General features: G+C 45.4%; 12 protein-coding genes. 9 read left to right on the top strand and 3 right to left on the bottom strand.

Annotation, left to right across the window (positions count from 1 at the left end):
- Nucleotides 1–71 precede the first annotated feature (71 nt).
- Nucleotides 72–389, bottom strand: a complete 318-nt coding sequence (trxA, locus tag ABQ275_RS14415) for a thioredoxin (protein ID WP_349313842.1) — start codon at nucleotides 387–389, stop codon at nucleotides 72–74.
- A 106-nt stretch (nucleotides 390–495) separates the two neighbouring features.
- Nucleotides 496–4,158: a DNA polymerase III subunit alpha gene (dnaE, locus tag ABQ275_RS14410; RefSeq protein WP_349313841.1), complete on the bottom strand. Its 3,663-nt coding sequence runs from the start codon at nucleotides 4,156–4,158 to the stop codon at nucleotides 496–498.
- A 298-nt stretch (nucleotides 4,159–4,456) separates the two neighbouring features.
- On the opposite strand from dnaE, the gene ABQ275_RS14405 reads away from it, so the two are divergent.
- Nucleotides 4,457–5,029, top strand: a complete 573-nt coding sequence (locus ABQ275_RS14405) for a C40 family peptidase (RefSeq protein WP_349313840.1) — start codon at nucleotides 4,457–4,459, stop codon at nucleotides 5,027–5,029.
- Between the two features lie 8 nt (nucleotides 5,030–5,037).
- Here the strand turns inward: ABQ275_RS14405 and ABQ275_RS14400 are convergent, their stop codons facing one another.
- On the bottom strand, nucleotides 5,038–6,519 hold the full coding sequence (locus tag ABQ275_RS14400; protein ID WP_349313839.1) for a polysaccharide biosynthesis C-terminal domain-containing protein: 1,482 nt from the start codon (nucleotides 6,517–6,519) through the stop codon (nucleotides 5,038–5,040).
- Between the two features lie 163 nt (nucleotides 6,520–6,682).
- Here ABQ275_RS14400 and ABQ275_RS14395 point away from each other — a divergent pair, with 163 nt between their 5' ends.
- The 8 genes from ABQ275_RS14395 to ABQ275_RS14360 all read left to right on the top strand — a co-directional run bounded on the left by ABQ275_RS14395 (nucleotide 6,683) and on the right by ABQ275_RS14360 (nucleotide 13,120).
- Nucleotides 6,683–7,453, top strand: a complete 771-nt coding sequence (locus ABQ275_RS14395; protein ID WP_349313838.1) for a class I SAM-dependent methyltransferase — start codon at nucleotides 6,683–6,685, stop codon at nucleotides 7,451–7,453.
- A 5-nt stretch (nucleotides 7,454–7,458) separates the two neighbouring features.
- A complete protein-coding gene (locus ABQ275_RS14390; RefSeq protein WP_349313837.1) occupies nucleotides 7,459–8,367 on the top strand; it encodes a glycosyltransferase in 909 nt (302 codons plus the stop codon).
- 16 nt (nucleotides 8,368–8,383) lie between these two features.
- Complete coding sequence (locus tag ABQ275_RS14385; RefSeq protein ID WP_349313836.1) at nucleotides 8,384–9,028, top strand: methionine biosynthesis protein MetW; 645 nt, start codon at nucleotides 8,384–8,386, stop codon at nucleotides 9,026–9,028.
- 1 nt (nucleotide 9,029) lies between these two features.
- Nucleotides 9,030–9,752 carry a class I SAM-dependent methyltransferase gene (locus ABQ275_RS14380; protein WP_349313835.1) on the top strand — a complete coding sequence of 241 codons (723 nt, stop codon included), beginning with the start codon at nucleotides 9,030–9,032 and terminating at the stop codon, nucleotides 9,750–9,752.
- Between the two features lie 20 nt (nucleotides 9,753–9,772).
- Entirely contained in the window at nucleotides 9,773–10,762 is a 990-nt protein-coding gene (locus tag ABQ275_RS14375; RefSeq protein WP_349313834.1) for a hypothetical protein, read from the top strand.
- Nucleotides 10,763–10,883: 121 nt separating this feature from the next.
- Nucleotides 10,884–11,255 carry an FdtA/QdtA family cupin domain-containing protein gene (locus ABQ275_RS14370; protein WP_349313833.1) on the top strand — a complete coding sequence of 124 codons (372 nt, stop codon included), beginning with the start codon at nucleotides 10,884–10,886 and terminating at the stop codon, nucleotides 11,253–11,255.
- 10 nt (nucleotides 11,256–11,265) lie between these two features.
- On the top strand, nucleotides 11,266–12,351 hold the full coding sequence (locus ABQ275_RS14365; protein WP_349313832.1) for a DegT/DnrJ/EryC1/StrS family aminotransferase: 1,086 nt from the start codon (nucleotides 11,266–11,268) through the stop codon (nucleotides 12,349–12,351).
- Between the two features lie 10 nt (nucleotides 12,352–12,361).
- Entirely contained in the window at nucleotides 12,362–13,120 is a 759-nt protein-coding gene (locus tag ABQ275_RS14360) for a glycosyltransferase family 2 protein (RefSeq protein ID WP_349313831.1), read from the top strand.
- The last annotated feature ends 88 nt before the right edge of the window (nucleotides 13,121–13,208 follow it).

The following is a 13,208-nucleotide window of genomic DNA, read 5'->3' as shown; positions in this document are numbered from 1 at the left end:
GAATTTCGAATTGTGGGGCATAAAAAAAGCCCTCCCGGAAGGGAAGGCTTTTTCCTAAACTTTTATATTGATTACAGGTTGGCCTGTATTTTCTTATCAAGTACGGATTTAGGCACGGCACCTACTTGTTTGTCAACCACCTGACCACCTTTCACGAAGAGGATAGCCGGGATGCTGGTGATACCGTAATTAACGGATAACTGCGGATTCTGATCCACGTTTACTTTTCCGATGTTTACTTTACCTGCGTAATCTTTAGACAGTTCTTCGATTACCGGACCGATAGCACGACAAGGGCCACACCATTCCGCCCAAAAATCGATTACTGTTAATTTATCGGAGTTCAAGACTTCCGTTTCAAAGTTCGAGTCAGTGAATTCTAAAGCCATAATATATTATGATTTAAATGTTTTATTAATGATTGTTTTTGATCGTTGATTATGCCTTATAGTAGCAAATCCTGATCCGAGTGCAAATTACTGCATTTTTGGCATCTTACTTATTGATTGTCTCTATATAAACATCAATATCCGGCTGTTTATGCAGGAATTGCGCCAACTCGTCATTCATCTCCAGTTTCTTATTAAATGTATGCAATTTAACCTGGAGCTGATCATCATGATCCACCAGCTGTACATGTAGTACACTGTTGCCCGGGAAGCGGGCCATATTATCTACCAGGAAGTCCACTGTATCACGGTTGAGGAGCTTTGGCGCTGTTGCCAGAAACACCTGTTTGGTGTGTGTTTTCTTTACTTCCTGGAGGAGCTGGATGCTGCTCACCTTGAACTCATATTCGTTATCGTTGAAACGCTTGGATTTGAAGCCGCCGTTGATGAAGAGACATAATCCCGGTTTGAGGTAAGGGGCAAAGCGGATGAAGTCTTCACTCCACAGCGCAAATTCGAACTTACCGGTGTAATCTTCTATCGTCATTACGCCAAACTGACGGTTATTACGAGAGATCCTTTCCTGTGCATTAGTGATATATACCGCCAGCCTGAAGTTGCGTTCCCGCGAGCGTCCGCCGTTTCCACCGGGCATGGCAATTTCTGCCTGGTATTCCACCAGTTCCTGCACCGTGTTCATGTTGTAATACTTCATTTCGAAGCGGTAGTCATCCAGCGGATGACCGGAGATGTAGATACCGGTTACATCTTTTTCATTATTCAGCTTCATGATCAGCGGCCATTGATCGCAGGTGGGGATCTTTGGCGGCTCTACATCCGGCATATCGTCGTCGCCAAAGAGGCTGCCGATATTGGAAGAGCCCGCAGTGACCTGCTGTCCGAACTTCACGATTCTGTCAAGACCAGTCATGTTTTCACCTTCCGGTTTATGGAAGTATTGTGCCCGGTGGAATTCCGGGAAGCAGTCGAAAGCGCCTGACATGACGAGGGCTTCAATCGATTTTTTATTGACCGCGCGTTGGTTAACGCGTTTGATAAAGTCGAAGATATTTTTGAAGGGACCATCTTTTTTTCTTTCTTCCAGCAGGTTTTCGATGGCGGCTTCGCCAACACCTTTGAGGCCACCAAAGCCAAAACGTACCTGGCCTTGTTTATTGACCGCAAAGCCTTTGAAAGATTCATTCACATCGGGCGGTAATACATCGAGGCCCATGCGTTTGGATTCTTCCATGAAGAAGGTGATCTTTTCTATATTGCTGGCGCAGTTAAGTACTGCCGCCATATATTCAGAAGGGTAGTGGGCTTTGAGGTAAGCGGTTTGATAGGCTACGAAAGCATAACAGGTGGAGTGCGACTTATTGAACGCATAGGAGGCGAATGCTTCCCAGTCTGTCCACACCTTTTCGCATACTTTGGGGTCGTGGCCATTGGCGGCGCAACCTTCCATAAATTGCGACTTCATCTTATTCAGTACCGCAATCTGCTTTTTACCCATTGCTTTACGGAGGATATCCGCATCACCACGGGAGAAGTTGGCCAGTTTCTGGCTGAGCAACATCACCTGTTCCTGGTATACCGTGATACCGTAGGTATCTTTCAGGTATTCCTCCATGGCGGCGATATCGTAGGTAACCGGCTCCAGTCCGTGTTTACGGCGGATAAATAACGGGATGTACTCCAGCGGACCTGGACGATACAGGGCGTTCATCGCAATAAGGTCATCAAATCTATCCGGTTTCAGTTCACGGAGATACTTCTGCATACCGGGCGACTCGAACTGGAACGTGGCGTTTGTTTCGCCTTTCTGGTACAGCTCATAGGTCAGTGCATCGTCCAGCGGGATATTATCGATTTCGATTTCCACCCCGTGATTCATACGGATTAGTTCCAGCGCCCCTTTGATGATGGTGAGGGTTTTCAGCCCCAGGAAGTCCATCTTGATAACGCCGGCTGATTCAATGATACTGCCTTCAAACTGGGTGACCAGCAGGTCGGAGTCTTTGGCGGTAGATACGGGGATCAGGTTATAGAGGTCCTGCGGAGCGATGATGATACCTGCTGCGTGGATACCGGTATTTCTTACGGAACCTTCCAGTACGCAGGCTTCTCTCAGTACTTCTCCCTGTAGATCATCTCCCTTGATCAATTCGCGGAGCTTCTTTACGTTTTCAAGATCTTCTCCGGCCAATCCTTCTTTTTCTGACAGGCTTTTATCGCCATCCAGGGGGGCGTTGAAGATACGGGCCAGCTGGATGCCGGGTTTGTCCGGTACCAGTTTAGCGAGTATGTTGGATTCTATCAGGGGCAGATCCATTACACGGGCCACGTCCTTGATACTCATTTTAGCCGCCATGGTACCATAGGTGATGATCTGTGCTACCTGGTTACGGCCATATTTCTGTACTACGTAGTCAATAACTTTCTGACGGCCTTCATCATCGAAGTCCGTATCAATATCGGGCATGCTCTTACGATCCGGGTTGAGGAAACGCTCAAACAGCAGATTATATTTAATCGGGTCAATATTGGTGATACCTACGCAGTAGGCTACCGCAGAACCGGCAGCAGACCCACGTCCGGGGCCTATGAATACACCGAGGTCCCGGCCGGCTTTGATAAAGTCGGCTACGATGAGGAAGTAACCGGCAAACCCCATGTTTTCGATTACCTGCAACTCAAAGTTGATCCGTTCTTCAACATCGGCGGTCATTTCCGTATACCTGGTGCGGGCGCCTTCATAAGTGAGGTGCCGCAGGTACTGGTCCTGTGTAATAAATTCTTTCGGAATAGGGAAGTTGGGCAACAGGATATCGCGTTTCAGGTCCAGCAGCTGCACCTTGTCCACGATTTCGTTGGTATTGTCGATGGCTTGCGGAAGGTCATGAAACAATTTGGTCATTTCCTCCGTGGTCTTGAAATAGAACTGGTCGTTGTAAAAAGCGAAACGCCGGTTCTTCATTGACACATCATCATCCGAAAATTCTTTATTGGTAGGCGTGCTTTTCTTTTCGCCGGTGTTGATACAGAGCAGGATGTCATGTGCGTTGGCATCCGCCTGATCCACATAGTGGGAGTCGTTGGAGGCAATGACCTTGACATTATATTTGGCCGCAAAGCGCAGCAGTACAACGTTTACCTGGTCCTGTTCCGGAATACCGTGGCGTTGTAATTCCACATAGAAATCATCTCCGAAAATATCCAGCCACCATTTAAATTCCTTTTCGCCTTCATCTTCTCCCTTACGCAAAATGGTTTTGGGAACAGATGCACCGAGGCAACAGGTGGTAGCGATCAATCCTTTATGGTATTGTAAAACGAGTTCTTTATCTATACGCGGATATTTTCCGTAAAGTCCTTCCATATAACCCAGGGAACAAAGTTTGATCAGGTTGCGGTAACCTTCATCATCTTTTGCCAGTAATACCTGGTGATAACGGATATCTTTTTCTTCCCTGGTAAAAGCCCGTTTATGGCGGTTTTCTACTACATAAAATTCACAACCAACAATTGGTTTTACTTTCAGCCTTTTATCTTTCGGATCGCCGGGATTCAGTTTATTATTATACGCCTCTGCCACAAACTGGAATGCACCAAACATATTACCATGGTCTGTTATAGCTAATGCCGGCTGATTAGATGACATGGCTTTTTTGTACAACGATTTGATATCAGCTGCACCATCCAGTAATGAATATTGTGTATGTACGTGTAAGTGAGAAAAGATCATAGCGACAAAAGTAGGGATCATTTGGGGATTTACGAATTTACGAATTTACGAATTTTGAGATTTTGGGAATTTAGATAGAAGCGAAGATCTACTGAGTTAATTAAATAACCTTCGCTTTGCTCTTCGCTTCTATCTAAATTCCCAAAATCTCAAAATTCGTAAATTCGTAAATTCGTAAATCCCTATATATTTGTATTTTAGCGAAAATTTAGAAAATTTAACCAGGCTTATGATCAGGATAAAGGGACATCTATTAGTGAAATTATCGGTATGTGCATTGTCACTTAGTTCCTGCTCTACGCTTAAAAAAAATTCCACCGTGAAAACTACGCCGGCAGCTGAAAATACTGGCCAGGTGGAGTTTATAGATGGTATCCGTACAAATAATCGCGTCCGCAACCATACTTCTTTTAATAGTAAAGATGTCAGCATCAGCAAAAATATAACGCAGAGCAGCGCCAACCTGGAGAATGCGCAGGGCTGGCAGTTTAAATATGCACAACTGCTGGATGTGCCCGTAGAAGATGTGCTGAACCACCGTTTATATAGTTTTATTGAAGAATGGTGGGGGACTCCTTACCGTTTGGGTGGCAAAACCAGGGATGGTATCGACTGCTCCGGCTTTGTGAACACACTTGTAAACAGCGTATTTCAACTGAGCCTTGCCGGCAACTCGGTACAGTTGTACAACCAGGTGAAAAGACTCAGTACCCGCGACCTGCGCGAAGGAGACCTGGTATTTTTCAAAATTCATCACAAACGTATATCACATGTAGGCATCTATCTTGAAAATGATAAATTCGTACACGCCTCTGTTAGCTCAGGTGTAATGATCAGTGATTTAAAAGAAACCTACTGGAAGAAGTATTATGCAGGTGGTGGCAGGTTATAAGCCATTGTTTACCTGATGATCTTCGCTTTCATCGTCTCCCACATATTATTTACATCTTCAGATAAACGGGTCTGTATAACGGCAGTACCGAAGATGGCTACGTATGCCACCGTGCGTACGATCGTATCTACATACATATTTAACACAAACGGGATCTGCATTACCAGCAGGATACCACCTATGCCCAGTAGCAACGCCCACAGGGTTTTGAAGCTGAGGGGCTGCATCCTGAATTTTATCAGGATGAAGAGATAGCGCACCAGGTTGTAGAGGAGTACGGTGATCAGGTCGGCGTAAGCCGCGCCGATAGTACCAATGCGCTTTTGCATGATGTAGTTGAGCACCACCGATAAGATGACCAGCAGGATATTACATACAAAGTCGAAACGCCAGAAGTTGGATGTTTGAATGATCTGGTTGTTGATACCTGTTACGAGGTCAATCATTTTAGCGATACCCAGGATGAGGACGATTTGTGATATTGCCTGCCAATCCGGCCCCAGGTAAAGCACCAGGTTATTATGTGACAACCATATCGCACCAAAAATGCCCATGCCCACAATAGACAGCGTGATGGAACTTTTGGTGTACATCTCCTTTATTTTAGCCAGGTCTTTGTTTTTCCAGGCACTTGCCAGGATAGGAGTAGTGATGGCGTACATGCTGCGTTGCGGCACCTCGATAAAACCTACCACAAAAGTGGCGTAAGAGAAAAGTCCGGCCTGTTCCAGTCCGTGCAGGCTGGAGATAATGAGTACATCGTTGGTTTTACGTATCAGGGTAAACACGTTGGACGAGAATACATAGCTGCTGAAAACGAGCATACGTTTGCCCAGGCGGCTGGTTACCTTGCTGACACCGGCTGCAAAATTGAGATGGCCGGTTCTTCTGAGCACTATAAACAACGCTACGGCGCTGATAGCATATGGTAAACTGAAGAAGTTGATATATTGTGTGAAGCTGATATCAGTAAAGGCAAATACCAGCAATATGACGGTGGAGGCTATACGGATAACGCCTTCTTTCATGAAGTTGGACGCAATGGTTTTTTGCATCCCCCAGGCGAAAGCTTCCAGCAAGCCAAATACCAATATGAAAAAGGTAAGTGGATAGATGGCATAGAAATACTGAATGAATAAGGGAGAGTTGGTATTGTACTTCCGTATGATCAGGTCTTTAAAAATAAAGGTGAACAGTACAAACAGGAGATATCCCAGAATAGCGATGATCAGCGTCAGCTTGGGGAGGTCATTTTTTTTCGGGGTGAGGTAGTCATCGTAAAAAGGAAAGAATTTATTGATCACCGGGATGGCCCCTAAAGAAGCGACGGTACCCATGAGGGTGGCCACATCTATCAACACCCGTGTAAGACCGATTTGTTCCTGGGTAAAGATTTTGGGCATCAACAACACCAGGTTGAGCGCGCCGAAGGCAAACCCGATGTATATTAATATGGATGAATAAAAGCTTTGTTTACGGACGATCCCCATTGAACTTTTTTGTAATGTGCAAATATAGAAAGATTATGTTTGGCACGTATTTATATTAGCACCTACCAATTAATGTACAACAGTTGCGAACTATTTATTATAGTTTTTGCAGTTCTGCCAATTATGAATTTATTTTGTAATGGGCTAATGCACCTTATTTAATATGCTTATAGACTTTATCATCAGGAATTATGTAGCACTGGCGAACAGTAAACTGCAGAAATCAGGCATTAAGCCTTATTCACTGGCATACTGGAGAGAGAAGCGCGACGGTTTGAAGCGTTTTTCCAGCAAGCACCATATCTTAACACCTTCCTATCGTGTCCTTAAAACAGCCGGAGCGGATATTCCCGTGCCCGAACTAAAGGGCTTGTACGATGGCGTTACGCTGGGCTCCTGGACACTGGATGCTGAATCCATGACCTTACTCTGGCAACGTTTGGTGGCAGAGCGCCCGCGCGTGATTGCGGAATGTGGCTGTGGCGTGAGTACAGTGATGTTTGCCAAATATTTTTCGCTGCATCGCCCGGATGGGATCCTGTTATCATTTGAGCAGGATGAAAAGGAACAAGACAGATTAAATGCCCGGTTGAAAGAACTGGGACTGGAGAAAGGCGTGCAGATCTACTATGTTCCGGTCAGCGACCCTGCAAAGGGGTATGATTTTCATTTACAGGGTGGCGTGGAAGCGTTGCCAGGTATGACGAAATTTGACTGGCTGGTAGTAGACGGACCCAATGGCGCTGATAATAGCCGGTATAATACGGTTCCGGTACTACAACAACTGGCAAATCCAGGCGCCGTGTGGTTCCTGGATGACTCTTTCCGTGACGGGGAGTTTGCTATCCTGGAGAAATGGGCTGCATTACCTGGTGTTGAAGTGGAAGGAATATATCCTATTGGAAAAGGTTTGGGAACGGGAAAATTTAAATAAAAGCAATGGCGAAACTGGCACCCATCATACTTATGGCCTATAAGCGGCCGGATCAGACCCGTCGGGTGCTGGAAAGTCTGGCAGCCAATCCGGAGGCAACTGACAGCGAATTATTTGTTTTTGCTGATGGTCCTAAAGACAGTGCAGCGGAAGAGGACCTGACGCAGATTGAAGCTACCCGCGCAATTATCCGTAGCCATAACTGGTGCGGAAAGGTGCATATTATGGAGCGGGTTGGAAATTATGGATTGGCGAAATCAGTCATTACTGCTGTTACAGAAGTATTGGAAAAACATGAACAGGTGATTGTACTGGAAGATGACCTGGTAGTATCCCCCTTTTTTTTGCAATACATGAATGCGGCATTGGAGATGTATAAAGATGAGCCGCAAGTGGCTTCCATACATGGTTATGTGTATCCACTAAAAGAAACATTACCTGCCACTTTTTTCATCCGGGGAGCCGACTGCTGGGGCTGGGCCACCTGGAGCCGCGCCTGGAAACAGTTTGAGCCTGATGGGCAAAAACTGTATGATACGTTGCGACTGAAAGGCGAAGGCAGCGCCTTCAACTTTAATAATACCTACGATTTTATGAAGATGCTGCGTAAGCAGATCAGTGGAAAGAATGACTCCTGGGCTATCCGGTGGAATGCTTCCACCTTTTTGAAAAATATGGTTACTTTATATCCGGCGCAATCGCTGGTACAGAATATCGGGGCAGATGCTTCCGGTACCCACATGGATAAGGCGGATGCTCCTCATTTTGAAGTGACGCTGGCTACGGAGCCGGTGCGGCTGCAAAAGCTGCCGGTAGTAGCCAGTGAACAGGCCACTGCCGCCTTTGCGGATTACTTCCGGTCTATCAAAACCGGCGTATTTCAAAAAATAGTGAAAACTCTAAAGCGGAAATAGCCGGTATAACAATACTATGCGTAACGATAACAGGAACTACAACTACGAAGATTTTCCTTCAGAAAAAAGAGTGGAATATGTGGCGATAACAAGCCTGCTGGCCCCCGGCAGCAAAGTGATAGACCTGGCCTGTGGCAACGGGGCGCTGATGGAAATGATGATCGCAGAAAAAGGCTGTACCTGTGAAGGGGTGGAGTTGTCGCCCTCCGGTGTACAGGTAGCCGTAAAGAGAGGGCTCTCTGTAAGAGAAGGGCGGATCGATGAAAAGCTGCCTTATGCAGATGGTGAATTTGATGTGGCGGTATGTAATGTAACCATACAGATGGTGATGTACCCCGAACAGCTGCTGGCAGAGATGAAGCGTATTTCCCGGAAACAGATCATATCGTTTCCTAATTTTGCTTACTTTCGAAACCGTCTTGACCTGTTGTTATACGGTCGTATGCCCAAGCCCATGCTGTTTGGCTATCAATGGTATAATACCGGGCATATTCACCAGTTATCCATCCGTGATTTTGGGGAATTGCTGGCGCACACCGGTGGCATGCGTATTACGCGTACCCTCTATGTACCGGTAGGCTATAAGATAATAGATGGCCTGGGAAGCATCATGCCAGGCTGGTTCCGTAAAGAAGTTATATTAGAAACCGAGAATATTTAAAATGGGATTTTTCCAGCAGTTACTCTTAAAAGAAACGTTTAATCCCGGTCCGCTCGGACTGGTGATCAACCCGTTTTATATCGCACGCCGCGGTCTTTACAAAGAAGTGGCCAAATTAGCGCCGCAGCTATCGGGCCGCCTGCTGGATGTAGGCTGTGGTACCAAGCCTTACCGGAAACTGTTTACAGTAGACGCTTATACAGGGCTTGAAATTGATACCACCTACAACCGGGAGAAGAAGGATGTAGACGTATTTTATGATGGAACCCGTTTCCCGTTTGAAAATCATACTTTTGACGCGGTGTTGTGCAACCAGGTGCTGGAACATGTTTTTAATCCGGATGAATTTCTGCAACAGATCAACCGGGTGCTGAAATCGGGCGGCAAGGCCATTATTACGGTACCTTTTGCCTGGGATGAACATGAACAGCCCTATGATTATGCGCGTTATTCTTCTTTCGGTCTTAAAAGCCTGCTGGAAAAAGCCGGTTTTGAGATGATAGAACAGCGTAAATCGGTGGCCGACCTGCGGGTGTTAACCGTATTGTTGAATGGTTATTTATATAAGAAAACAGTGAAATACCGCTTCCTGCGTATTTTCACTACTATCTGTATCATGTTCCCGAATAATGTGCTTGGCTCATTGATCGGTATGATTACCCCTTCCAATGAGGATCTGTACCTGGATAACATTGTATTGATCCGAAAAGCGAAGGACCAGTAACTAACCATCTTTATTAAACTATGAAGGAAATAGATACTACATTATATTATTGCACACTGTTTGACAGCAATTACCTTTCACGCGGACTGGCTATGTATGAATCGCTGGCAGCGGTTTGCAATACTTTCCATCTGTACGTTTTTGCTTTTGATGACAAGTGTTTACAGGTGCTGAAAAAGATGGAGTTGCCTAATATGACGGTTATCTCCCTGGCTGAATTTGAAGATCCTGCCTTACTAAAGGTGAAGCCTACACGAAGCCGGGCGGAATATTGCTGGACCTGCTCCTCTTCCACCATTCTTTATTGTATCCAGCAATTCAAACTTCCTCATTGTACCTATATCGACGCGGACCTTTATTTTTATAATGATCCGAATGTGTTGATGGATGAAATGGGTAATCATGCGGTGATGATCACAGAACACCGTTATACGCCGATGTATGACAAGAGTAAGCTGAGTGGAAAGTATTGTGTGCAGTATATCACCTTCCGTAACAACCGTTGGGGTATGGAAGCATTGCAATGGTGGCGGGATGCCTGCCTGGACTGGTGTTACGACCGTCATGAAGATGGCAAATTCGGCGATCAGAAATACCTGGATGACTGGACCACCCGCTTTACGAATGTGTGGGTGATGGAAAACCTGGGTGGCGGATTAGCCCTGTGGAATATCCAGCAGTATACTGTTTTTGAACTGAACGGGAAGCTTCGTTGCCGCGAAATAAGTAGTGGCAAAGAATTTGACCCCGTGTTCTATCATTTTCATTACCTGAAATATTTTACAGATAATACCATCGAACTGGGCAGACGCATTATAACACCGGCTGTAAAAGAACTATTCTACAAACCGTATATAAGCGCATTGGCAACCAGTAAGCGGCAAATCGGCGCAATAGATGATTCGTTTGATCCGCATGGGGCAAGGCCCAGGCCCGCTGGGCTGAAAGCCATGCTGGTGACGATATGGCGAAAGCTGAGAGGAGTGTACCACGTGTACCCCTTACAATAAATATTTACGGATTTTGGAATTTTGGAATTTAGTTATTTAAAATGCAGCGGAGAAAATCGCAAAAATCTCCGTTGCATTTTAAATAACTAAATTCCAAAATTCCAAAATCAAAAAATACATTATGGCTTATATCATTAATTTAACAACGCATAGTGATAAAAGAGGAAATCTGACTGTGATAGAAAAGCAGATTCCGTTTGAAATAAAAAGGATCTTTTATATCTACGGGGTGGATGATTCTGTGCGTGGTGGCCATCGTCATCATAAAACGGTGCAGGCGGCTATCTGTGTACATGGCAGTTGTATTGTATCCAATAATAACGGAAAAGGAGAGCAGACAGATTTTGTAATGGATCATCCTAATAAATGTCTTATCCTGGAACCCCAGGACTGGCATACAATGCATCACTTTACACCGGATGCTGTGTTGCTGGTAATGGCGTCTACACCTTTTGATGCGGCAGACTATATTTTTGAACCCTACGATAACTGATAATAGCAGTATGATAGATTACGAAAACCTTGGGTTGCTGAACAAACCATTTTTTGAGGAATTTAAAACAGCCTTTGCGGAAACGCTGGAAGGCGGCTGGTATATTCTGGGTAATAAAGTAAAGGAATTTGAAACGGCCTATGCACAGTATCATGGCAGCAAACATTGCGTAGGACTGGCCAACGGCCTGGATGCCTTAACACTCAGTCTGCGTGCTTTTAACTTCGCACCGGGAGATGAAGTGATTGTGCCTTCAAATACCTATATCGCCACTATTCTATCTATTGCGCAGTGCGGCCTGAAACCCGTGCTGGTAGAACCGGACATTCACACCTATAATATTGATCCTGAAAAGATCGAAGCAGCTATTACGCCACGTACCAAAGCCATCATGGTGGTACACCTGTATGGCAAGAGTTGTGAGATGGATAAGATAACAGCTATTAAAGAAAAACATCAGCTGGTACTGATAGAAGACTGCGCGCAATCGCATGCGGCCTCCTTTAAAGGGCAGCTTACCGGTACTTTCGGAGAGTTTGGTGCCTTCAGCTTTTATCCTACCAAGAACCTGGGGGCTTTGGGTGATGCCGGTGCCGTATTGTGTAATGACGATACATTGGCCACCGCCATGCGCCGTTTACGCAACTATGGCTCTGATGTAAAATACTATAATGAAGTAGTAGGAGTGAACTCCCGGCTGGATGAAGTGCAGGCGGCTTTTCTCCTGGTAAAGTTTAAATACCTGGCGCAGATCACCCAACATAAGCGGCAACTGGCGGCTATCTATCAGGAAGGTCTTAAAAGTGATTTCATCAAACCGGTTGTCCATCCGGATTATTTTGATGTATATCATATCTATAATATCCGCCACGAGCGCAGGGATGCACTCAAAAAATACCTGCTGGACAACGGGGTGAAAACAGATATTCATTATCCATTACCACCGCATCAGCAAAAAGCGATGGAAGGAATTATCGATGGAAATTCGTATCCTATCTCGGAAGAAATTCACCGTACAACGCTTAGCCTGCCCTGCTCATACTGTCATACCAAAGAAGATATAGCGCAGGTGGTAAAAGTGATCAACAACTTTTAAAGAACTAACAGTGACGGATAAACGCTCATCTCCGGTAGTCAGCATCATAACGGTTTGTTATAATGCCGGCAGGTTTATAGAAAGCACCATACAGAGTGTGTTGGCGCAAACCTATCCGCATATTGAATATATTATTATAGACGGCGCCTCCAAAGACAATACCTTGGAAGTGGTGGCGCAATACCGTTCCCACATCGCCACCGTTGTATCTGAAAAAGACAAAGGACTGTACGATGCCATGAACAAAGGCATGCAGCTGGCCACCGGTGAATATTTGTTATTTCTGAATGCAGATGATACGCTGACAAATAACAACGTTATTGAAAAGATGTTGTCTGCCTGTACCGATGCGGATGTGTATTACGGAGAAGCAATGTTTATCGATGAAAATGGGGCTGAGCTGGGCTTGCGTTCTGTACAAACACCTCATCAAGTGCCGGAACAACTCACCTGGAAAAGCCTGAAACACGGAATGGTAGTATCCCATCAGGCGTACATTATCCGGCGTACTTTAAGCCCGTTGTATGACCTGCAATACAAGGTGTGCGCGGATATAGACTGGATGATCCGCTCGCTGAAAGCATCCCGTAAAATATGTAATACCCATCTTGTAGTAGCTAAATTCAGGGTAGGAGGTACTTCCAAACAACGACAGCAACTGGCCTGGAAAGAAAGATATAAAATATTAAGCCGCTACTATGGCCACATCCCCAACTTTGCACACCACCTTTTCATAGGCATGAGATATATCTTCTCGAAAAAGTATTAAACCGGCCCCCTCCCGGCCTCCCCCGAAGGGGGAGGAGAAAGAAGACAAGGGCTTATTTTCGTCTTTTAGGTGGCTATCTAATTGCAAG

The sequence above is a fragment of the Chitinophaga sp. MM2321 genome (assembly GCF_964033635.1).
Lineage (GTDB): Bacteria > Bacteroidota > Bacteroidia > Chitinophagales > Chitinophagaceae > Chitinophaga.
Note: the sequence above shows the minus strand (reverse complement) of the source record. Positions and strands in the feature narration are given on the sequence as shown.

Coding starts and splice junctions, on each gene's coding strand:
- ABQ275_RS14375 (WP_349313834.1), top strand. CDS start 9,773: ATGAAGGAAATAGATACTACATTATATTATTGCACACTGTTTGACAGC.
- dnaE (WP_349313841.1), bottom strand. CDS start 4,158: ATGATCCCTACTTTTGTCGCTATGATCTTTTCTCACTTACACGTACAT.
- ABQ275_RS14385 (WP_349313836.1), top strand. CDS start 8,384: ATGCGTAACGATAACAGGAACTACAACTACGAAGATTTTCCTTCAGAA.
- ABQ275_RS14400 (WP_349313839.1), bottom strand. CDS start 6,519: ATGGGGATCGTCCGTAAACAAAGCTTTTATTCATCCATATTAATATAC.
- ABQ275_RS14365 (WP_349313832.1), top strand. CDS start 11,266: ATGATAGATTACGAAAACCTTGGGTTGCTGAACAAACCATTTTTTGAG.
- ABQ275_RS14390 (WP_349313837.1), top strand. CDS start 7,459: ATGGCGAAACTGGCACCCATCATACTTATGGCCTATAAGCGGCCGGAT.
- ABQ275_RS14395 (WP_349313838.1), top strand. CDS start 6,683: ATGCTTATAGACTTTATCATCAGGAATTATGTAGCACTGGCGAACAGT.
- ABQ275_RS14370 (WP_349313833.1), top strand. CDS start 10,884: ATGGCTTATATCATTAATTTAACAACGCATAGTGATAAAAGAGGAAAT.
- trxA (WP_349313842.1), bottom strand. CDS start 389: ATGGCTTTAGAATTCACTGACTCGAACTTTGAAACGGAAGTCTTGAAC.
- ABQ275_RS14380 (WP_349313835.1), top strand. CDS start 9,030: ATGGGATTTTTCCAGCAGTTACTCTTAAAAGAAACGTTTAATCCCGGT.